The sequence below is a fragment of the Geobacillus sp. Manikaran-105 genome, from assembly GCF_002809955.1.
Classification (GTDB): Bacteria; Bacillota; Bacilli; order Bacillales; family Anoxybacillaceae; genus Geobacillus; species Geobacillus thermophilus.
The window spans coordinates 1-20,491 of the sequence record NZ_PIJG01000019.1 but is presented as its reverse complement, the minus strand read 5'-3'; the positions used below and the strand labels follow the sequence as shown (position 1 = coordinate 20,491).

The window sequence follows — 20,491 nt, the reverse complement described above, 5'->3', positions numbered from 1 at the left end:
CGTGGACGGGGGAAGCGGCAAGTTGAATTTTTGGATGTATTCCAGCGTCAAAGCATGGGTGTGAGGAATGCGCATCGCGCCGGCTTCGAGATACTGGTCGTCGCGAAAGTTGGAGCGGAGCGTGTAGATGCGGCCGCCGACCCGCTCGGATGCTTCTAAGATGGTGACGCGATGACCCGCCTGCTTCAGCAATGACGCTGCGACAAGTCCGGCCATTCCGGCGCCGATGATGACGATGTGTCGAGGCGCCGCGGTTTTCTTTAAGCCGTTTCGAATGATCGAGATCATCGTTTCCATCGAAAGTTTTGGAGAAACATACGGGTGGGACACGGTTGGACTCCCCCTTTGCCGTTTTCACCGCGCGAGGATGAAGGTGCGGTTATTCCATCTTATTCCGCGGCAAAGGGGAGTATGTGAGAATAGGAATGCCCGTCACGGCTTGGAAACGATATACGTCGCGCCATCGATTTCAATGCGGCGCTGCTCCTGCATTCCCACAAGCCGGCACGAAAACGGGCGCGTCGATGGATGACGGCGGTCAGCCTCATAGAACCGAATCGCAATGCCGCCGACAGCGAGCTCCGCGTATGCTCCCGCCTCATCGCGCCCGACATCGGGTTCGGGCAAGTCAAACAGCCGGCGATAGCCGTTGACCGCCCGCTCGAGACCGAGGGTGTAGAGGCTAATTGACGAGAGCGAAACAGAGCCAATTGGGTGTCTCATGAGCGGCGCCAGCTCGTTCATCCGTACATCATCACGGTCGCCCCACTGAATGAAAAACGGATAGCGAAACACGCCGTCTGTGTCGTCTTCGATAAACAGCATCGACCATGTGAGCCGCTTGCCGTCATCGCGTTCGCGGCTGCCGGGGAGCGGACCGACTGGGGCGAATCCTTTGCTTTTGAGCTGTGCCGCCACCGCTTCGATGTCGTTCGTGCGAAAGGCAAACTGGGAGAAGCCGCTTCCTTCTTGGCGGTGGTCGGCGACAAGCTGAGTGATGAGCGGGTTTCCGCACGTTCTCGCCGTCTGCATATCGGCAATGCCGATCCACTCGATGTAGCGCAAATGCTCTACGTAACATAAGGCGTTGTACGTTCCCCATGACGGATGGCGGCCGCCGTGGATGGCCGCAAGCCCCCATTGTTCAAACGCCATTTTCACTTGCTCCGGTCGTTCGACGAGATGGACGAGATGGTCAAACGCGACATGCATGGCGGTGGCCTCCTCTTTAGATCAATCGATCAGCGGAACAACATTTCTTTCAGTTTGTAAATGATTCGTTCGTTGTCGACGGTGCGGTGGGCGATGAAATTCAAGTCCAGTTTGATGTCTTCGATTTGGGCGGACAATTGTTCGTAACGGGAGTCCATTTTTTGTTCGAGGCGGTCCACCGTTTGTTTCAATGAGGCAAATTCCTGGTGAAGCTGGTGGACGTCAGCGGCGAGAGCTTCCAGTTTGGCGTCTGTTTCGTCTTGGCGGTGGAGAAGAGCGGCCACGATGCCGTTCAATTCCTTTTGCCCGGCGCGAAGCGAATCTTGTTCTTGACGCAGACGCTGTTGTTCCAAACGGATTTCCTGCTGCTCTTTTCGGATTTCTTGTTGTTCTTTTCGAATTTCTTCTTGTTCCTGGCGAATGGCGATTTGTTCCCGCTCGAGCCGCTCTTGGCCTTCTACGAGCTTTTGCAGCGTGCCATCCATGGCGCTTAGGCGGTCGAGCACTTGGGCGAGCAAAGCGTCACTCATCGTCATGATTCCCCCTTTTTCGTCCGTTACAGCCATTATAGTACATATGTTCGGGATTGTCAATCAAGAAAATTTGAACATCCATGGCGGACAAACTCCTTCATATTCCTTGTTTGTCAAGGATTTATTCCATATCGGTGCAAAAAAATCCTCCCGATTTTTGTCAGGAGGGTTCTCACATGGAAGCGAATACTTTTGGCAATGCGATGAAGAGGTTTGGAAAAATATGAGGGCAAATCGTTTCATCTTTATAGTGCACTTGCACTTGGTGAAACTTTTGATCTTGCAAGGCATATTTTTCGACGGTCTCATGAACCGGATCGACAATCCAGTATTCTCTGACACCAGTTTGTTCATAGTTGTGAAACATTTGCATCGCGAATATGTAGATTGATTCTCGCCCAGAACACGCGGCAACTGTTGCTTCATTCGATGAAAGTTTGGTATCATCATGGTATTGTGATAGGTCGAACTCGTTGGAGGTGAAACTATGTCGCGAATTTCCATTGACCAAGTCAAACACGTCGCCGACCTAGCGCGGTTGGCGATTACGGATGAAGAGGCGGAGATGTTTACGAAACAGCTCGATGCGATCATTACGTTTGCCGAGCAGTTGAATGAATTGGATACGGAGAACGTTCCGCCGACTTCGCACGTGCTTGATATGAGAAACGTGATGCGCGAGGATATTCCAGAACCGGGGCTGCCGCGCGAGGAAGTGTTGAAAAACGCGCCGGATCAGCAAGACGGCCAGTTCCGTGTGCCGGCCATTTTAGAGTAAGGAGGGGGATTTATGTCGCTTTTTGACCATTCCGTATCAGAATTACATACGTTGCTGCAGAAAAAAGAAGTGTCGATTTCCGATTTAGTCGACGAATCGTACCGACGCATCGGCGAAGTGGAAGAAAAAGTGCAAGCGTTTTTAACATTAAATGAAGAACAGGCGCGGGCGAAAGCGAAGGAGCTCGATGACCAGCTCGCCAAAGGCGAGGAAACGAATCCGCTGTTCGGCTTGCCGATCGGCATTAAAGACAACATCGTCACAAAAGGATTGCGCACGACATGCGCCAGCAAAATTTTATACAACTTTGACCCGATTTACGACGCGACCGTTATGGAGCGGCTGAACGCTGCGGGCGCCATTACGATCGGGAAGCTGAATATGGACGAGTTCGCCATGGGCTCGTCGACGGAAAACTCTGGCTTTCAGCTGACGCGCAACCCGTGGGACTTAGAGCGCGTTCCGGGCGGCTCGAGCGGCGGTTCGGCGGCGGCGGTGGCGGCAGGGGAAGTGCCGTTTGCTTTAGGTTCGGATACGGGCGGTTCGATCCGCCAGCCGGCGGCGTTTTGCGGGGTTGTTGGTTTGAAGCCGACATACGGCCGCGTCTCGCGCTTTGGCCTCGTCGCGTTTGCCTCGTCGCTGGACCAAATCGGCCCGATTACGCGCACGGTCGAAGACAACGCGTATGTATTGCAAGCGATCGCGGGCGTCGACCCGATGGATTCGACTTCAGCGAACATTCCAGTGCCGAACTATGTGGAGGCGTTAACGGGCGATATCAAAGGATTGAAAATCGCCGTGCCGAACGAATATTTAGGCGAAGGCGTCGATGAAAGCGTGCGCCAGTCGGTGCTTGCGGCGCTTGCCGTGCTTGAGAAGCTCGGTGCAACGTGGGAAGAAGTGTCGCTGCCGCATTCGAAATATGCCTTGGCGACGTACTACTTGCTCGCTTCGTCGGAAGCCTCGGCGAACCTCGCCCGCTTTGACGGCGTCCGCTACGGCTACCGGACGGACAACGCCAAAAACTTGATCGATATGTATAAACTCACACGGAGCGAAGGATTCGGGGCGGAGGTCAAGCGCCGCATTATGCTCGGGACGTTCGCGTTAAGCTCGGGCTATTACGATGCGTATTACAAAAAAGCGCAAAAAGTGCGGACGTTGATCAAACGAGATTTTGAGAACGTCTTTGAGCAATATGACGTCATCATCGGCCCGACGACACCGACGCCGGCGTTTAAAATCGGCGAGAAAACGAGCGACCCGCTGACGATGTACGCAAACGACATTTTAACGATTCCAGTCAACCTGGCGGGCGTGCCGGCCATTTCCGTGCCGTGCGGCTTTGTCGACGGCTTGCCGGTCGGCTTGCAAATCATCGGCAAGCACTTTGATGAAAGCACGGTCTACCGCGTCGCCCACGCCTTTGAACAGGCGACCGACTACCATAAGCAAAAACCGGTGTTGTAAGGGGGGTTAGGTGATGAACTTTGAAACGGTCATCGGACTTGAGGTGCACGTCGAGCTGAAAACGAAATCGAAAATTTTCTCCAGCAGCCCGAACGCGTTTGGGGCGCCCCCGAACACGCAAACGAACGTCATCGACTTAGGGTATCCGGGCGTGCTGCCGGTGTTGAACCGCCAGGCGGTCGAGTTTGCGATGAAAGCAGCGATGGCGTTAAACTGCGAAATCGCGACCGAAACGAAATTCGACCGCAAAAACTATTTTTATCCGGACAACCCGAAAGCGTACCAAATTTCGCAATACGATCAGCCGCTTGGCAAAAACGGCTGGATCGAAATCGAAGTAAACGGAAAAAAGAAAAAAATCGGCATCACCCGCATTCACTTGGAAGAGGACGCGGGCAAATTGACGCATACAGGCGACGGCTATTCGCTCGTGGATTTTAACCGCCAAGGGACGCCGCTCATTGAGATCGTCTCCGAGCCAGACATCCGCTCGCCGGAAGAGGCGTACGCCTACTTGGAAAAATTAAAGGCGATCATCCAATACACGGGCGTCTCCGACTGCAAAATGGAAGAAGGATCGCTCCGCTGCGACGCCAACATTTCGCTCCGGCCGATCGGATCGGACCAATTCGGCACGAAAACGGAGTTGAAAAACTTAAACTCGTTCAACTTCGTCCGCATGGGGCTCGAGTATGAGGCGAAGCGGCAGGAGAAAATTTTGCTCTCGGGCGGCGTCATCCGTCAAGAAACGCGGCGCTTTGATGAAGCGACGAAAACGACCGTTTTGATGCGCGTCAAAGAAGGCTCGGAAGACTATCGCTACTTCCCAGAGCCGGACTTGGTGATGCTCTATATTGACGACGAATGGAAAGAGCGCGTCCGCGCCTCGATTCCGGAGCTGCCGGACGCCCGCCGGAAGCGGTATGTCGAAGAATGGGGCCTGCCGGAATACGACGCCAAAGTGCTCACACTGACAAAAGAAATGGCTGACTTCTTTGAAGCGACCGTCGCCAACGGCGCTGATCCAAAACTGGCGTCGAACTGGCTCATGGTCGAAGTGTCCGGGTACTTAAACGCCGAACAAAAAGAGCTGCATGACATCGCCTTGACGCCGGAAAGCCTAGCAGGCATGATCAAACTCATCCAAAACGGCACGATTTCGTCGAAAATCGCGAAAAAAGTGTTCAAAGAGCTTGTTGAAAAAGGCGGCGACCCAGAGAAAATCGTCAAAGAAAAAGGGCTCGTGCAAATTTCCGACGAGGGAGCGCTGCGCAAAATCGTGCTCGAAGTGCTTGACGCCAACCCGCAGTCGGTCGAAGACTATAAAAACGGCAAAGACCGCGCGCTCGGTTTCCTCGTCGGCCAAGTGATGAAAGCAACGAAAGGGCAAGCGAACCCGCCGCTTGTCAATAAGCTGTTAGTAGAGGAAATTGGAAAACGATAATGAAACAATAGGAGGCCTGCCCACCGGCAGGCTCTGTTTTCAATAAAAATTTTTGCACTATTAAAAAAATATAATTGACAAACGTTGTGATCCAGTGATAGATTCTTTATAAGAAAAACCAATTGATTTAGTAGGATATGAGATCTCGAGGGATCAAAGAGGGGGAGAGGAAACGATGAGCCATGAACAAACTTTCCGCCCGGAAACGCTTGCCATCCATGCCGGGCAAAAACCGGATGCGGAAACGGGAGCGCGGGCGGTGCCCATCTATCAGACGAGTTCGTACGTATTTCGCGACAGCGAGCATGCAGCCAATTTGTTTGGCTTGAAAGAGGAAGGGTTTATTTACACGCGCATTATGAACCCGACGAACGATGTGTTCGAAAAGCGGATCGCGGCGCTTGAAGGCGGCATTGGGGCGCTTGCGCTCTCATCGGGACAGGCGGCAGTGTTTTATTCGCTCATCAACATCGCCTCGGCGGGCGATGAAATCGTGTCGTCGTCGTCCATTTACGGCGGCACGTACAACTTGTTCGCCCATACGCTGCGCAAATTTGGCATTACGGTGAAGTTTGTCGATCCGTCTGACCCGGAAAACTTTGAGAAGGCCATCACCGACAAAACGAAAGCGTTGTTTGCGGAAACGATCGGCAACCCGAAAAACGATGTGCTCGACATTGAAGCGGTAGCTGATATCGCTCATCGCCACGGCATTCCGCTCATCGTTGACAACACGGTGGCCAGCCCCTATTTGTTGCGGCCGATTGAATTCGGCGCCGACATCGTCGTCCACTCAGCGACAAAGTTTATCGGCGGGCACGGCAATTCGATCGGCGGCGTGATTGTCGACAGCGGCAAGTTCGACTGGAAAGGGAGCGGCAAGTTTCCGGAGTTCACCGAACCTGATCCGAGTTATCATGGTTTGGTGTATGTCGATGCTGTCGGGGAAGCAGCGTATATCACGAAAGCGCGTATTCAGCTGTTGCGCGACTTAGGGGCAGCGCTGTCGCCGTTTAATGCGTTTTTGCTGCTGCAAGGGCTGGAGACGCTCCATTTGCGGATGCAGCGCCATAGCGAAAACGCCCTTGCCGTCGCCAAGTTTTTAGAAGAGGAAGAAGCCGTCGAATCGGTCAACTACCCAGGGCTTCCGAGCCATCCGTCGCATGAACTGGCGAAAAAGTATTTGCCGAATGGGCAGGGCGCGATCGTCACGTTTGAAATCAAAGGCGGCGTCGAAGCTGGCAAAAAACTGATCGACTCGGTCAAGCTGTTCTCCCATTTGGCCAACATCGGTGATTCGAAATCGCTCATCATCCACCCGGCCAGCACAACGCACGAGCAGCTGAGCCCGGACGAACAGCTGTCCGCCGGCGTCACCCCGGGCCTTGTGCGCCTGTCCGTCGGCACGGAAGCGATCGACGACATTTTGGACGACTTGCGTCAAGCCATTCGCCAAAGCCAGACGGTGGGGGTGAAGTAGTGGATGCACAAGGAAAGCCACCCGCTTGCTGGGTGGCTTTCGTAAGCGCAGAGACAGACTGTTTTTTTTAATGGGACATCGTCTTACGGTTCCAGATTGGCTTGGTACGCGTACCATCATGTTTACTAGTCGATGCCGGCTCGTTTCCTCCAGGCAGGCAAGCTGGGAACATGGCTTCCTCAAGGTTTGTGTTTTCATGTTGGGGCCAATGGCCCGTCACAACCCTTTCGGCGTCACTTTCTTTTCGACTTTGCGCAGCAGCCAGTCAAAGGCAATCGCTAAGATCGCCGCAGGAATGGCCCCGGCTAAAATCAAGTTTTTATCGGCGATGCGCAAGCCGCGGTCGATCAAGTCGCCAAGACCGCCGGCGCCGATGAAGGTCGCCAAGGCGGCGACGCCGATCGTCAGCACCGTTGCCGTGCGCACGCCAGCCATAATGACGGGAAGCGAGAGAGGAAGCTCCACCATCCATAAAATTTGCCGCGATGTCATCCCCATCCCTCGGCCAGCGTCCACCAGCGCCGGGTCGACGCCGAGAATCCCAGTGTACGTGTTGCGCAAAATCGGAAGCAAGGCGTACAGCGTCAACGCGATGATCGCCGGCAGTTTGCCGATGCCGAAAATCGGAAGCATAAATCCAAGCAAGGCCAGGCTCGGAATTGTCTGAATGATGGCGGCCACGCCGATGATCGGCTCGGCGAGTTTGCGATACCGCGTCAATACGACGCCAAGCGGCACGGCGATGACGATCGCAATGCCCATGGCGATAGCGGATAAGAGCACATGCTCTTGAAAGGCGATCCAAATATCATTCTTTCGTTCGATCAACGTCTGCAATAATTCCATTGTATCCCTCCTTGGCGGAAAAAGCGGCAGCGGATGGCTGCTGCTTCGTCGTGAGAAGTTCAGATAAAAACGGTCATCCCTTTTTATTCGCAAGCAGAACGAATTCCGTTGACAAACCGCTCGAGGCCATTTTTCCTTTTCAACATGAGGCATGTTGTTCAAGCGAGGCGATTGCGGCATCGAGTTTTCCGGCTGTGATTTGCCTGCGCATGTTCCGTTGCCCGTTATGCGTGCTGCTGGAACGTCCACTCAGCGAGTGCGCGCATCATGCTCGAGCGCGTAATACCGCCAACAAGACGGTCGCCGTCGAGCACCGGAATGATGCGCACATCCGAGTCTTGGAACAAAGCAGCGACGTCGGTGACACCCGCTTCTTTTTGTAATGTCGTCACATCGTAATCAGCGATGTCGGCGACTAACAAATGCTCTTCCCGATAGCGCTCCTCGATTTGTTTCAACGTCACGATGCCGAGAAACGAGTGCTTTTTATCGACCACAATCAAACTGTCGACTTTTTTCGCTTTCATCAATCGGAACGCTTCCGCTAAACCGCGGCGCGGCGAGATCGTCGCGACATCAACCGACATTAAATCTTCCGCCGTCGGCACGGCCGTCTGGCGGGTCCGCAGCCGGTCTTCGCCGATAAACTCGCGGACGAACGAGTTCGCCGGCCGCCGAAGCATTTGGTCGGGCGTCGCAAATTGGACGATTTCCCCGTCCTTCATCAAGGCGATCCGATCGGCGATTTTAATCGCTTCGTCCATATCATGGGTGACAAAGACAATCGTTTTCTGAATCTCTTCTTGCAGGCGGACGATGTCATCTTGCAGCTGCTCGCGGCTGATCGGGTCAAGAGCGCTGAACGGCTCATCCATTAAAATAATATCCGGCTCGGCGGCCAAGGCGCGGACGACGCCGACGCGCTGCTGCTGGCCGCCGCTGAGCTCTGACGGGTAGCGGTGCTTGAACGTCGCTGGATCCAATCCGACGAGCTCAAGCAACTCATCGACCCGTTTTTCATAGACGTGTTTTTCCCACTTTTTTAGTTTCGGCACGAGTGCGATGTTTTCCGCGATCGTCATGTGCGGAAACAAGCCGATTTGCTGGATGACGTAGCCGATGTTGCGCCGCAGCTCAACCGGGTCGAGCTCAGAAATGTCTTGCCCGTCGATGTACACTTTGCCCGATGTCGGCTCGATCAGGCGGTTGATCATCCGCATTGTCGTCGTTTTCCCGCACCCGCTCGGCCCGATCAAGGCGACCAGCTCGCCTTTGCGGATTTCAAGATTCATATTTTTTAAGGCGACAAAGCCGTCCTCATACTGTTTCGTCACGTTTTCAAACCGAATCATTGACATTCCTCGCTTTCTAGTCGATCAGTCCTTCCGATTTCAAAAAGTTGATTGCCACCTCACGTGGCTGTTTTCCTTCCAAGTTCACTTGGCCGTTTAGTTCCATCATTTTTTCATCGGTCAAAATGTTGGCCAACTTGTTCAGTTTCTCCTCAAGCACGGGATTGGCATCGAGCACTTCCTGGCGGATGATCGGCACGGAGTGGTATGGCGGAAAGTAGTTCTTATCATCTTTTAGCACGACCAAATCATATTTTTTGATTCTTGCATCAGTCGTATAGGCGGTGATGACGTCAATCTCCCCGTTTTTCGCCGCTTCGTATTGCAGGTCTGGATCGATCGTCACTTTTTTCTTGAACTGAAATCCGTACGCATCGACAAGCCCATCATAGCCGTCGCTTCGCTCAAAAAACTCGGCGTCCGACCCGAAGGTGAGGGAGGACGAGTGTTTGGCCAAATCGGAGTACGTTTTTACCCCGAGCTTTTCCGCCAAGTCTCTGCGCATGGCCAAGGCGTAGGTGTTGTTAAATCCGAGTGGTTTGAGCCAAGCGATGTTGTATTTTTTCTTATATAATTTCTTCGTTTCATTGTAGATTTGTTCGGGCGTCTTTTTAGGATCGTACGGCTGTTTTAAAATGTTTAAGTATCCCGTTCCGGTGTACTCAACGTACATGTCGACATCGCCATTTTCAATGGCTTGCTGCAACATAAACGCGCCGCCTAGACTGTCCTTCACTTCCACATCCAAATCGGTGTTGGCCTTTACATATTCCGCCAACAAATGCGTCAAAATCACCTGCTCGGTAAACTTCTTTCCGCTAATCACAATTTTTCCTTTCGCATCGCTCGTTCCGTTGCAGGCCGCTAACCCAAACACAAGCCCGACAGCGAGCAAAGATCGAATCCATTTTCGCAACACAATTCCTCCTTTTTCGGCTGTTATCATACAAATAAAGGGGGATGAAAAAAGGCGGCAACAAGACGCGGAGGGGATGAAAAAGCGTCACAAACAAAGGATACCGCAATTTGGGTGCAACTGGCAAATTTGGTATCAGTCGATATGTTTGCCTCTCGCCTGCTCTCGCGGTGATGATGGCCCTCTCCTCCTTGATCCTAAAAAATGCTCCGGAATGCTGGCGAATCCTTCAGAATGCTCCGAATTCGAGATGTTCGAATAAGCCCGCCGTTTATCCATCAACATGCTGGCTATGCATTCCCCCGCGCCGTTGATCGAAAGGTTGGCAGGCTCCATGGCGAAGACGAACGGATCGACACGTGAACAAAAAAAACGGCAGCCCACAGCTGCCGGGTGAAAAAGGAATCCGTGTGGAACGTTTTTTATGGGGAACGCATTAGGCATGAACAAGGCGATGAAGGGTGCTTTCCGTTTTGAAAACGCGGGCGTTCAAGACGTGCAGTCCCGCTTCATGTTCGGCGAGGGCAGGCAGCACTTTGTCTTCGAGGATGGATGTGATATGGGTGAGGTCGCCTTTCATATGGTGAAGGTCGTGCGCCATCGCCTCGTATTTGGCGGTCAGCACTTCTTGCCCATGGCGGAGCGCTTCAACGATCGCCTTCGTTTCATTCGTGCGCTCATCCAGCAAGTCGATTTGTTGCGCAAGCGTGGTCGTCTGCTCGTTCAGTTGGGCGACTTGATGTTCGACAGTGCCCATGCGTTCGTTGAGTTGGGCGACTTGATATTCGACAGTGCCCATGCGTTCGTTGAGTTGGGCGACTTGATGTTCGACAGTGCCCATGCGTTCGTTGAGTTGGGCGACTTGATGTTCGACAGTGCCCATGCGTTCGTTGAGATGAGCAACTTGGTGCTCAAGGTTGCTTGTCCGCTCATTCAACTGAGTGAACTGCTGCTCAAGGGCGCTTGTTCGTTCGTTAAGCTGTGCGACCTGGCGTTCGAGAACGCTCGTGCGCTCATTCAGCTTGGTCATTTGAGCTTCAAGAGCACCTGTTCGTTCATTGAGCTGGGCCACTTGCCCCTCCAAGGCGCCAACCCGTTGCTCGAGCGATTCGACCGCCGCGCGCGTCGCTTTCACTTCATGCAAAATTTCCCGCAGCAACGCTTCCATTCGTTTCACCTCCTTTTCCCCTCTATTTTACAAAAAACGCGCGCCGATGGCGAGAAAAAATAGGAAAACGGTTTTTGCTAGAAAAAGAGCGGAGAAAATCGTTACAATAAACAGTAGGAAAAAACCGAAGCAAAGGTGGACGGAAATGGATGCCACATGGCTCAAACCCATTGTCGAAACCAAATATTTATCGACCGAAAACGCGCACCGCTACCGTGCGATTTTGCGCTATTTCTACATTCAGCACGAGCGGATGCGCCAATATTTGTTTCCAGAAGAAGTGTACGCTTTTTTAAAGCAGCACGAGGAGTTTGCCGATTACACAGAAGATGACTTGCAGCAAGACCTCGACCAGCTCGTGAAATGGAACAACTTGATCGCCCGTCAAGAGACGTCCCACGTGCGGACGATTGAAGAGTTTAAGAAAAAGCGATTCCGCTACCAATGCAGTCCGTACACGGTGGAGATCGAGCGGATGATCCGCACGCTTGAGCAGCTTGGGGATTCGTTCGGAGGATCGCTTGAGAAAACGCGGTTTGACCGCTTGTATGCTTCCCTTTCCCGCATCGAGGCGATCATCGCCTCCGGGTTTCAGGAACAGAGAGATGAAATGTACCAAGTATGGGAAGAGACGTTCGATTATTTCAAGAAAATCATCCAAAATTCCGCAGACTATATGGCCTATTTACATAGCGAAAACGTGGAAGAGCGGATGACGTCTGAGTCGTTTCTCGTCTATAAAGAGCAGTTTACCGCGTATTTGCGCGATTTTATCGTCGCCTTGCAAAAAACGTCGATGCAAATCGAACAATTGCTGGAAAACTTGCCGGAGGATGGGGTTCGGCAGTTCATCGGGCATGTCGTCGACTATGAGCGGTCGATTCCGCGCTTTGCCGATGCGCCGCCGCCGCGTCCGATGCAGATTGAAGAAAAATGGGAGACGTGGCGCAGCTTGTGTGAATGGTTTTTAGGCCGCAACGGGCGCGAGAGTGAGCTTTTGTTTTTGCAATATCAGACGAATGAGGCGATTCGCCGCCTGACGCGCGTCGTGCAGCGGCTTGGCGAGCGGCATCATCATTTTCGCAGCCGCAAAGGCGACTACTTGCATTTGGCGCGGTGGTTTTCCCGCCTTGAATCGATTGAAGAGGCGCATTGTCTGTCGGCGGTCGTGTTCGGCTGTTTCCATACGAAACATCTCGTCGCTGACACGGAAGCGACCGACAACATATACCGCGACGTATGGGACGATCCGCCAGCTGAGTGGGTGACGAAGCCGCGCGTCCGCCATTACGGGGAAAAGAAAAAGCCGCAGGCGATAGAAGATAAAGAGCGGGAGAAAGAAGAAGCGCGCCTCCGCTATTTGGAAGAAAAAGCGCGCGAGGAAGCGGCGCTTAGGCAGCTTGTGACCGACGGGAAAATCGTGCTGGCTGACCTTCCCGAGGTGACTCCATATGTACGAAAAACGCTGCTCGGTTGGATCGCCAAGGCGATGGGGCGCGAGGGGCAAGCTATTAAGACAGAAAACGGGTGGGTGGTCAAGGTGGCGGCGAAAGAGGGGACGATTTGCCTTCGGGCGGAAGACGGGGAACTCGTAATGCCCAACTATGAAATCCACGTGCTGGCAGGAGGTGAATGAGCGTGGAGACGGCGTTTGACGACAAGGCGAAGGAAGCGCTCGCCGCGCTGTTTGAGCAGTTTTGGATCATTCGCGACCAAGAGCCGGATTTGTATCAGCTCATCCGCGAGCGTGAACATGTGTTGAAACGGTATGTGGAGGAGAAGTTTGGGTATCGACTCATCGTCCACCGCTATTTCGCCAAGCTCGAGAAAATTCCCGCCGATCCCGAGCCGTGGATGGGCATCGAGTCGTTCCAAGAGCCGCTCGATTATGCGCTGTTTTGCTGCTTGATGGCGTATTTGGAAGGCAAGGCGGTGGAGGACAAGTTTTTGCTTTCCGACGTGTGCGAAGAAATCCGCGCCATGTACCCAGGGGATTTGCCGGTCGATTGGACGAACTACGCGCATCGGCGCGCGCTCATCCGCGTGTTGAAAACGGCGGAACAAATCGGGCTCGTCCGCCGGATGGACGGGGAGATTGAAGCGTTCGCGCAACATGCGGAGGAAGAAGCGTTGTACGAAGTGCCCGTGCTCGCCCGCTATTTTATGCGTACGCATCCGAAAGATTTGCTTCGGTATGAATCGATTGAGGAGCTGATGGCCGAGGAATGGAAAGCCTCGCCGCAAGATTATCGGCGCCATCGCCTGTACCGGAAGTTGTTTTTATCCCCGGCTGTGCATCGGACGGAAGGCGACGAGAAAGATTTTTACTACTTGCGCAACTTCCGCCATCGGCTGCGCGATGACATCGAAGCGCATACGCCGTTTCGGTACGAGTTGTACAAAAACGCCGCCATGTTGACGTTGCCTGAGCGGCAGGCGCCGTACACGACATTTCCCGACCAGAAAGGAACGTCGGAGATCATCCTTCATTTTTCTGCCTTGGTGCGCGAGCGGCTTCAGGACTATCCGCCGGATGAATACGGCCGCATTCGCTTGACGCCGGAACAGTTTTCCGCTTGGCTTGCCGATTGCCGCCGCCGTTACGGGGCGGGGTGGGGGAAAACGTACCGTGACATGTCGGCCGCCGAGCTCGTCCGCGAGGTGCTTGCGGCGCTTTGCGAATGGCGCATGGCTGATATAGAGCGCGACACAGGAATGATCGTTCTCTATCCGCTTCTCGGACGGGTGGCGGGACGGTATCCAGATGATTTTGACGCAAAAGAGGGGGAGGAACATGGCGAATCCATGGGTGCTTCATCGCGCGGGGCTGATTAATTTTTGGTATTACGACGAGCAATACTTTCACTTCGCTGACGGCAAGCTGCTGTTGCGGGGAAGCAACGGGGCGGGCAAGTCGGTGACGATGCAAAGCTTGATCCCGGTGCTGCTTGACGGCAAGAAGACGCCCGACCGCCTCGATCCGTTCGGCTCGCGGGCGCGGCGGATGGAAGACTACTTGCTTGGAGAAAAAGATGTCGTCAACCGCGACGAGCGAACGGGGTATTTGTTTTTGGAATACAAACGAAAAGCATCCGACCAATACGTCACAACGGGCATCGGCCTGCGCGCGAAGCGGCAAAAAAGCCTCGACTTTTGGGGGTTTGTCCTTTTCGACAACCGCCGCATCGGTCATCATCTTACCCTATATAAAAAAGAAAAAACAGGAGAGAAAATCCCGCTCACGAAACGCGAGCTGGCCGCAGCGCTCGGCGCGGGCGGGACGGTCGTCGACACGCAAAAAGAGTATATGGAGCTCGTCAATAAGCATGTGTTTCGCTTTGAATCGCTCGAGGCGTTTCAAGAATTGATCGAACTGCTCATTCAACTGCGCAGTCCGAAGCTGTCGAAAGACTTTAAGCCGACGGTCATTTATGAGATTTTGGAAAGCTCGCTGCCTCCGTTGACTGATGACGAGCTCCGCCATCTATCGGACACGATCGAAAACATGGACCAAGCCAAGCAGCAGCTTGAGCAGCTCGAGCGTGACGAGCGGGCGTTGAAGCGCCTTTGCGATCAATACCGCCTGTACAACGAATATATGATCGCCGAAAAGGCGGCAGAATACGTAAAAGCGGTCAAACAAGCGGAACAGCTCGCTGCTGAACAACACCGCCTTCACGATGAAGAAGAGCGGGCGCGAACGACGCTTGATGAGCTTGAGGAGTCCATCACCCGCCTCGGCCGCGAGGAAGACGTGCTGCGAGCGCGCGAAATCGACTTGGCTGGCCATGAAGTGTTCCAGCAGGCGGAAAAGTATGAACAGCTGAAAGCCGAACGGCAGCGCCTAGAGGAGCGGCGGGAGCGGCACGAGCAGACGATTGCGGAAAAAGAACGGCAGGAACGTCAGCACCGCCGCCGCCTCGATGAAGCGGAAGCACGGTTGGACGACCTTGAGCGGAAGCTTGAAGACGAGCTGGAGCAGCTGCGTATGGATGCCGACGAAGGATCCTTTTCCTTGCATGAAACGAACGAAGGCGACTTTCACCGCCATCGCCAAAAGGAGCAGGAGTTTTTGTTTGCCGCTTGGAAACAGGAAGCCGACCGCCATATCGAGCGGCTTGAAGGGCTGGCCCGCCTTTGGCGCAGGCATGACGAGGTGAAACGGCGCTATGAGGAAGCGAGCAGCGAAGCGGGCGAACGGCAGCGGGAAATGGACGAATGGCGCCATCAGCAGCGGAAATGGGAAGAGCTGCTCGAGCAGGAGAAAGAGCGGTTTGAACAAGCCGTGCTGGCTTGGATCGGGCAAGGAGACGTCGACATTTCCGAAGCGGATATTCAGTCGTTTTTGCAACAAATGGACGCCCTCTATGAGCAGTATTCGCTCGATGATCTGAAGCGCCCGTTCGTGCAAGCGTATTACGATGCCGTCGGGAAGAAAAAGGATGAGAAATGGCGGCTCGAGCATGACATCCGTCTGTTGGAAGAAAAACGGGCAGAACGTGAAGCCGAACTGCGCCGTTGGCGGGAACAACGCGACCCCGAGCCTGAACGGGATGAACAAACCACTGCCGCCCGGTTGGCGTTGGAGGAGAAAGGCATTCCGTTTGTCCCGCTTTATGCCGCGGTGGAATTTGTCGACGATGTGCCTGATGATGTGCGCGAGCGAATCGAATCGGCGCTTTCGCACGCGGGGCTGCTTGACGCCCTCATTACTGCTCGCGAGATCGACGTCGCCTGCGACCGTGTGCTCATTCCGAAACCGGTCCATATGGCGCACACGCTTGCTGATTATTTGCGCCCAGATGCCAATGCCCCTGTGTCAATGGAGCGGATTGACGAAGTGCTCCGAAGCATCGTCATCACCGATGCCGACCAAGAAGGCGGCATGACGATCGATGAAACGGGGCGCTATTCGCTCGGCCTTGTCCGCGGCCATGCACCGCGGGGATCGAAGGCGGCGTTCATTGGCCGTGCGGCGCGCGAGCGGTGGCGGCTTGAAAACATCGCGGCGCTGGAAGCGGAGATCGCCGCGATGGGGCAAGAGATCGACCGTCTGCGTGGGGCGCATGCGGCCGTGGAAGCGGCCATTCAAGCGCTCGCCGACTGGTTGGCGTCCTTCCCGGCGGACCGCGACGTGCGCACCGCGTTTGACGAAGCGCAAGAAGCGCGCCGCCAAGCGGAAAGCAAAGAGCGGGAATGGAAGCGGCAAGAAGAAAAAGCGGCCCTCCTTGCGCGCGAATGGAAACAAATCAAACAGCAGCTTCGTGACGAATCGGCTGAGCTTGATTTAGCCTTCACCTTGGACGGCTGCGAACAAGCCATGCTCGCCATGAAATCGTACGTCCGCCATTTGCACGAACTCGAAGTGCTTTACCGCGAAACGCGCCATACCGAAGCCGTGATCGCTCAGCAGCGCGAGCAGCTTGCGGTGCTGGAAGCGGAGATCGACGAGGCGAAAGGCGAACGAAATCGACTTCGGGATGAAACCGAGCGGCTCGCCTTGCGAATCGCGGAGATGGAGCGGACGCTCGCACAAATGGGAGCGGATGACATTCGCGCCGAAATCGCCCGCATTCAAGAACGGTTGGCGTCTTTGCGCCGCGAAATTCCGCGCCTTGTCAACGAACGGGCGCGGACGGAACAGCAGCTCATGCGCCTGGCCGAAGAACGGGAAAAAGAGGCGCGGCGGGAAGCGTTCGCCCGCGAGCTCGCCGCGATGTGGGAAAAGTCGTTTGCCCGTGAAGCGGCGCTTGGGCTTGTGGATCTTGATCGTTCCCGCTCCCTCCTGGAGCAGGCGAAAGAAGCGAAACAACGGTACGAAGCAGTGTTAAAAGAGACGCGTTCCTCGCTTCTGGCGCGGCTGAACACCGTCTTTTTCCAAGAGTCGTCCAACTTGACCGAATACCGGGCGTCCTTCGAGCCGCTGGAAGAACAAACAAAGCCCGAATGGACCGCCGCTGCCCCAGACGATGAGATGGCCATGAAAGCCGCGGACTGGCGGGAGAAACAAGAACGGCACGTCATTTACCTCGACTACAAAGGCGAGCGCGCCACGCCGTTTGCGGTGCTGGCGGAAGTGGAGCGCGACATCGTCTTGCAGCACGAGTATATGAAAGAACAAGACCGCGAGCTGTATGAGGACGTCATCTTAAAATCAGTCGGCCGCATTTTGCGCAGCCGCATTCAGCGCGCCGAACGGTGGGTGAATGAGATGAATAAACTGATGGGCGGCCTCGACACATCATCAGGGCTTGTGCTGTCCATTCAATGGAAGCCGAAAACGGCGGAGACGGAAGCGGAGCTCGATACGAAAGAATTGGTGCGCCTGTTGCGGCTCGATCCGCGGCTGCTTAGAGAGGAAGATTTACAGCGAGTGACGAACCATTTCCGCTCGAAAATCGCCCGCGCCCGCGAATTGCTTGAAGAGCGCGGCCAAGGCAGCACGCTCCATCAAATCATTAAAGAAGTGCTCGACTATCGGAAATGGTTTTCCTTCACTTTGTACTATGAAAAAACAAACGAGCCGAAACGCGAGCTGACGAACCACCGCTTTTACCAATTCAGCGGTGGGGAAAAGGCGATGGCGATGTACATTCCGCTTTTCGCCGCGGCGTATTCGCGCTACCAAGAAGCGGGCGATGATGCCCCGTACATCATTTCGCTCGACGAGGCGTTCGCCGGCGTCGATGAAAACAACATCCGCAACCTGTTCGGACTTGTCGAACAGCTCGGCTTTAACTACATCATGAACTCGCAGGCGCTTTGGGGCGACTACGACACCGTGCCCGCGTTGTCCATTTGCGAACTCGTCCGTCCGCGCAATGCGTCGTTTGTGACCGTCATTCATTACCGTTGGAACGGCCGCGTCAAACAGCTGATGGTCAATGATAAAGAATGGGAGACGATCGAGACGTGAGCACGGCCAAGGAGGCGGCTGCCTTTTTCCGCTCTGAACCGGGCTTCCGCCGTCTGTTTATCGAGATGAAGCACAAGTACGAGTCGCTCGGCCGCGTCGGCGGCGCGGTGTCTTTAGAGGCGTTCACCGATGAAGAGCGGGAGGCGGTGGCCGCCTTTTTCGGCAAAGACGTCTCCCGCGTCTCCCTTATCGCGTTTGAAAAACAGCTCGGACAGACGAGGTTTGCGGGCGTTGGGCTTGTCGAGCTGCTTGAACAGTACTTCGGCGCCCCGCTTGTCTCAAACAAAGAACGGCGCCAGGCGGAGGAAGAGGAACGGGATCGTTTTTTTGCGCGTCTGACCGAGGAGCATCATTGGGTTGAGTCGGTCCGCCCTCAGCGCTTCGTCCAAACGGCGTACGAAACCGACCGCCGCAGCCTGGAGGAGGCCATCCGCCTTGTCAGCGCGGCTTTGGGCCGCCTCCCGCTCCCGTCATACATGCGCCTCCCGCTCTTTGCCCAGCAAGTGGCGGGCGACCCGCATGCGTTCGATTTGTCCACGCTACCGGGGAGATTGTTGCTTTCGGCGTTGCAAGCGACCGTGCCCGGGGATTGGGACATGGCATCTGTAGAGAGCGTCAACGAGTTGCTCCAGTCCGTCGGCTTGCTCCGTGAGGATATCCTGAACTTTGTCACATGCGCCAACATTCTTGCTGAAACCAAGGACGGACCGCATCCTGTTTTCTCCGCTGCCTGGGAGGCGAACACGGCGCTGAACATGCCGCTTAGAGATGTGCTGTCGCTTGTCCGCGCCCGCCCTGCCCATGGGGGGACGGTGTACATTGTCGAAAACGCGGGCGTCTTTTCGACGCTGCTTGACACCCGCGCCCCGCTTGTCAGCACGAACGGGCAAATGAACTTGGCGACGATGAAGCTGCTCGATCTTCTTGCCTCTTCAGGCGCCAAGCTGTATTACTCCGGCGACTTCGACCCAGAAGGATTGGCCATGGCAGAGCGGCTGCAGGAGCGGTATGGACAGGCCGTCACCCTTTGGCGCTTTTCCGTCGAGGATTATAGGGCCGCCAACCCTGTCGTCGACCTGACCCCCGAGCGCCTCGCCAAGCTCGCATCCGTAACGTCGACGCCGCTGCAGCCGCTGAAAGAGGAGATGGCGGAAACGAAAAAAGCGGGGTATCAAGAGGCAATTATCGGGAGGCTGACAGAGGATATCAACGGGTAGTCCATCCATGAGCCAGAGAAGGAGCCCGGAGCGATCGGGTCTCCTTCTCCAAAAGGAATTTTTGCGCATGCTTGTCCGTCTCGAGCTGGATGAAGCGAAACAGCGGCTGTTGTTCGGTTTTTTCGAGACGTATTTGCGGCGATCCGAAGAGGAGGAAGCAAAACGGCGACACGAGGTGAGCCAAATGGAAACGAAGGAAGCAAAGCGTGTGATGGAGCTCATCGTCTCATACGAACAGCGGGGGCTGGAAAAGGGAATCCAACAAGGAATCGAACAGGGGTTAAAGCAAGGGATGAAGCAAGGACGCCAAGAAGGGATCGAGGAAGGGAAGCTCGACGTGGTGAAGAGAATGCTGGCGAAAGGATACGATGTCGACACGATCCACGAACTGACCGGACTGCCGATGGAGAAGATTGAAAGGATGAAGGGGTGAGACGGCCCTTCGCCGTCAAGCTCCGCATTGTCGTCGACCTCCAATCGTGCCAAAACCCCGGGAGATCGACGACAATGTTCTTTTGCGCCAAAATCCTACAGCCAACACGGCTGAACGATATTGACAGAATATTTGAAACGTGATATTCTGAAAACAGCCAAAAGGGGAAAAGCTTGATTTTATGCGCATTGTGTGGGGTTTTTATCGTACCTATGAGGGATTGAAACCTCATACAGGGCCTGTCCAGTTTAAAATGGGGCAGTCGGTTTTTATCGTACCTATGAGGGATTGAAACTTGGAAATAGTGATAAGGAATTCCGAGACGTTGACAGTTTTTATCGCACCTATGAGGGATTGAAACTCAGGAGCCTCATTTTCATATCGGGGAACTGGATCAAGTTTTTATCGTACCTATGAGGGATTGAAACCGAAAAAAGGCAGTTTTCTGCCGTATAACAACAGCGTTTTTATCGTACCTACAAGGGATGAGACCTGTGCCGGTGTACCAAAATATTTGTGTTACCCGTGGTGCTAGTTGAGCGTTAGAACTCAACTAGCCCAAGTGTAACTAGGGAATAGGCTAACAATATGCCGTCGAGCGCTACTTCAAATCCGATCATGGAATTTGCTCGGATCCCTGTGATCCGGTATTGGTCAACCAGAACCGAGAACACCGTCTCGATCACTTTGCGTTTTTGTTGGATCCATTTCTCCTATGCTTCGGAC

The 20,491-nt window shown here is 54.5% G+C and carries 15 protein-coding genes and 3 pseudogenes; 9 read left to right on the top strand and 9 right to left on the bottom strand.

The window, feature by feature from the left end:
• Positions 1-6: 6 nt before the first annotated feature.
• The 4 genes and pseudogenes from CV945_RS07455 to CV945_RS07440 form a co-directional block, all read right to left on the bottom strand.
• Positions 7-297 (bottom strand): annotated as a pseudogene (locus tag CV945_RS07455) (flavin monoamine oxidase family protein); the annotation flags it as partial.
• A 135-nt stretch (positions 298-432) separates the two neighbouring features.
• The gene (locus CV945_RS07450) at positions 433-1,212 is read right to left on the bottom strand and encodes a VOC family protein (RefSeq protein WP_100659484.1); all 780 of its coding nucleotides are present in this window, start codon (positions 1,210-1,212) and stop codon (positions 433-435) included.
• Positions 1,213-1,241: 29 nt separating this feature from the next.
• Positions 1,242-1,748 (bottom strand): hypothetical protein, encoded by a 507-nt coding sequence (locus tag CV945_RS07445; RefSeq protein ID WP_100659483.1) that lies wholly within the window; start codon positions 1,746-1,748, stop codon positions 1,242-1,244.
• A gap of 169 nt (positions 1,749-1,917) precedes the next feature.
• Entirely contained in the window at positions 1,918-2,112 is a 195-nt protein-coding gene (locus CV945_RS07440) for a Uma2 family endonuclease (RefSeq protein WP_232722052.1), read from the bottom strand.
• Positions 2,113-2,232: 120 nt separating this feature from the next.
• Between CV945_RS07440 and gatC the strand changes: the two genes are divergently transcribed.
• The 4 genes from gatC (at position 2,233) to CV945_RS07420 (ending at position 6,917) form a co-directional block, all read left to right on the top strand.
• Positions 2,233-2,523, top strand: a complete 291-nt coding sequence (gene gatC / locus CV945_RS07435; RefSeq protein ID WP_014194780.1) for an Asp-tRNA(Asn)/Glu-tRNA(Gln) amidotransferase subunit GatC — start codon at positions 2,233-2,235, stop codon at positions 2,521-2,523.
• Positions 2,524-2,535: 12 nt separating this feature from the next.
• On the top strand, positions 2,536-3,993 hold the full coding sequence (gene gatA / locus CV945_RS07430; protein WP_100659482.1) for an Asp-tRNA(Asn)/Glu-tRNA(Gln) amidotransferase subunit GatA: 1,458 nt from the start codon (positions 2,536-2,538) through the stop codon (positions 3,991-3,993).
• A 13-nt stretch (positions 3,994-4,006) separates the two neighbouring features.
• The gene (gatB, locus tag CV945_RS07425) at positions 4,007-5,437 is read left to right on the top strand and encodes an Asp-tRNA(Asn)/Glu-tRNA(Gln) amidotransferase subunit GatB (RefSeq protein ID WP_063193642.1); all 1,431 of its coding nucleotides are present in this window, start codon (positions 4,007-4,009) and stop codon (positions 5,435-5,437) included.
• Positions 5,438-5,612: 175 nt separating this feature from the next.
• Positions 5,613-6,917, top strand: coding sequence for a homocysteine synthase (locus CV945_RS07420; RefSeq protein WP_100659481.1), 1,305 nt, complete (start codon positions 5,613-5,615; stop codon positions 6,915-6,917).
• A gap of 216 nt (positions 6,918-7,133) precedes the next feature.
• On the opposite strand, the gene CV945_RS07415 is transcribed toward CV945_RS07420, so the two are convergent.
• From CV945_RS07415 to CV945_RS07400, 4 genes are all read right to left on the bottom strand, one after another.
• Positions 7,134-7,763 carry an ABC transporter permease gene (locus tag CV945_RS07415; protein WP_050368131.1) on the bottom strand — a complete coding sequence of 210 codons (630 nt, stop codon included), beginning with the start codon at positions 7,761-7,763 and terminating at the stop codon, positions 7,134-7,136.
• Positions 7,764-7,987: 224 nt separating this feature from the next.
• Positions 7,988-9,115: an ABC transporter ATP-binding protein gene (locus tag CV945_RS07410; protein WP_100659480.1), complete on the bottom strand. Its 1,128-nt coding sequence runs from the start codon at positions 9,113-9,115 to the stop codon at positions 7,988-7,990.
• A gap of 16 nt (positions 9,116-9,131) precedes the next feature.
• Complete coding sequence (locus CV945_RS07405) at positions 9,132-10,034, bottom strand: glycine betaine ABC transporter substrate-binding protein (protein ID WP_100659479.1); 903 nt, start codon at positions 10,032-10,034, stop codon at positions 9,132-9,134.
• 433 nt (positions 10,035-10,467) lie between these two features.
• Complete coding sequence (locus CV945_RS07400) at positions 10,468-11,199, bottom strand: hypothetical protein (RefSeq protein ID WP_100659478.1); 732 nt, start codon at positions 11,197-11,199, stop codon at positions 10,468-10,470.
• A gap of 145 nt (positions 11,200-11,344) precedes the next feature.
• Between CV945_RS07400 and CV945_RS07395 the strand changes: the two genes are divergently transcribed.
• From CV945_RS07395 to CV945_RS07375, 5 genes and pseudogenes are all read left to right on the top strand, one after another.
• Complete coding sequence (locus CV945_RS07395) at positions 11,345-12,835, top strand: TIGR02677 family protein (RefSeq protein ID WP_100659477.1); 1,491 nt, start codon at positions 11,345-11,347, stop codon at positions 12,833-12,835.
• Positions 12,836-12,837: 2 nt separating this feature from the next.
• The gene (locus CV945_RS07390) at positions 12,838-14,034 is read left to right on the top strand and encodes a TIGR02678 family protein (protein ID WP_100659476.1); all 1,197 of its coding nucleotides are present in this window, start codon (positions 12,838-12,840) and stop codon (positions 14,032-14,034) included.
• Positions 13,994-18,115, top strand: a complete 4,122-nt coding sequence (locus CV945_RS07385; protein WP_100659475.1) for a TIGR02680 family protein — start codon at positions 13,994-13,996, stop codon at positions 18,113-18,115. Before CV945_RS07390 ends, CV945_RS07385 begins: the two co-directional genes overlap by 41 nt.
• Positions 18,112-19,332, top strand: coding sequence for a TIGR02679 family protein (locus CV945_RS07380; RefSeq protein WP_033024570.1), 1,221 nt, complete (start codon positions 18,112-18,114; stop codon positions 19,330-19,332). The genes CV945_RS07385 and CV945_RS07380 overlap by 4 nt, the downstream gene beginning before the upstream one ends.
• Before the next feature lie 49 nt (positions 19,333-19,381).
• Positions 19,382-19,765 (top strand): annotated as a pseudogene (locus tag CV945_RS07375) (RpnC/YadD family protein); the annotation flags it as partial.
• Between the two features lie 542 nt (positions 19,766-20,307).
• Here CV945_RS07375 and CV945_RS07370 read toward each other — a convergent pair.
• Positions 20,308-20,478: pseudogene (locus CV945_RS07370) on the bottom strand (IS982 family transposase); the annotation flags it as partial.
• Between the last annotated feature and the right edge of the window lie 13 nt (positions 20,479-20,491).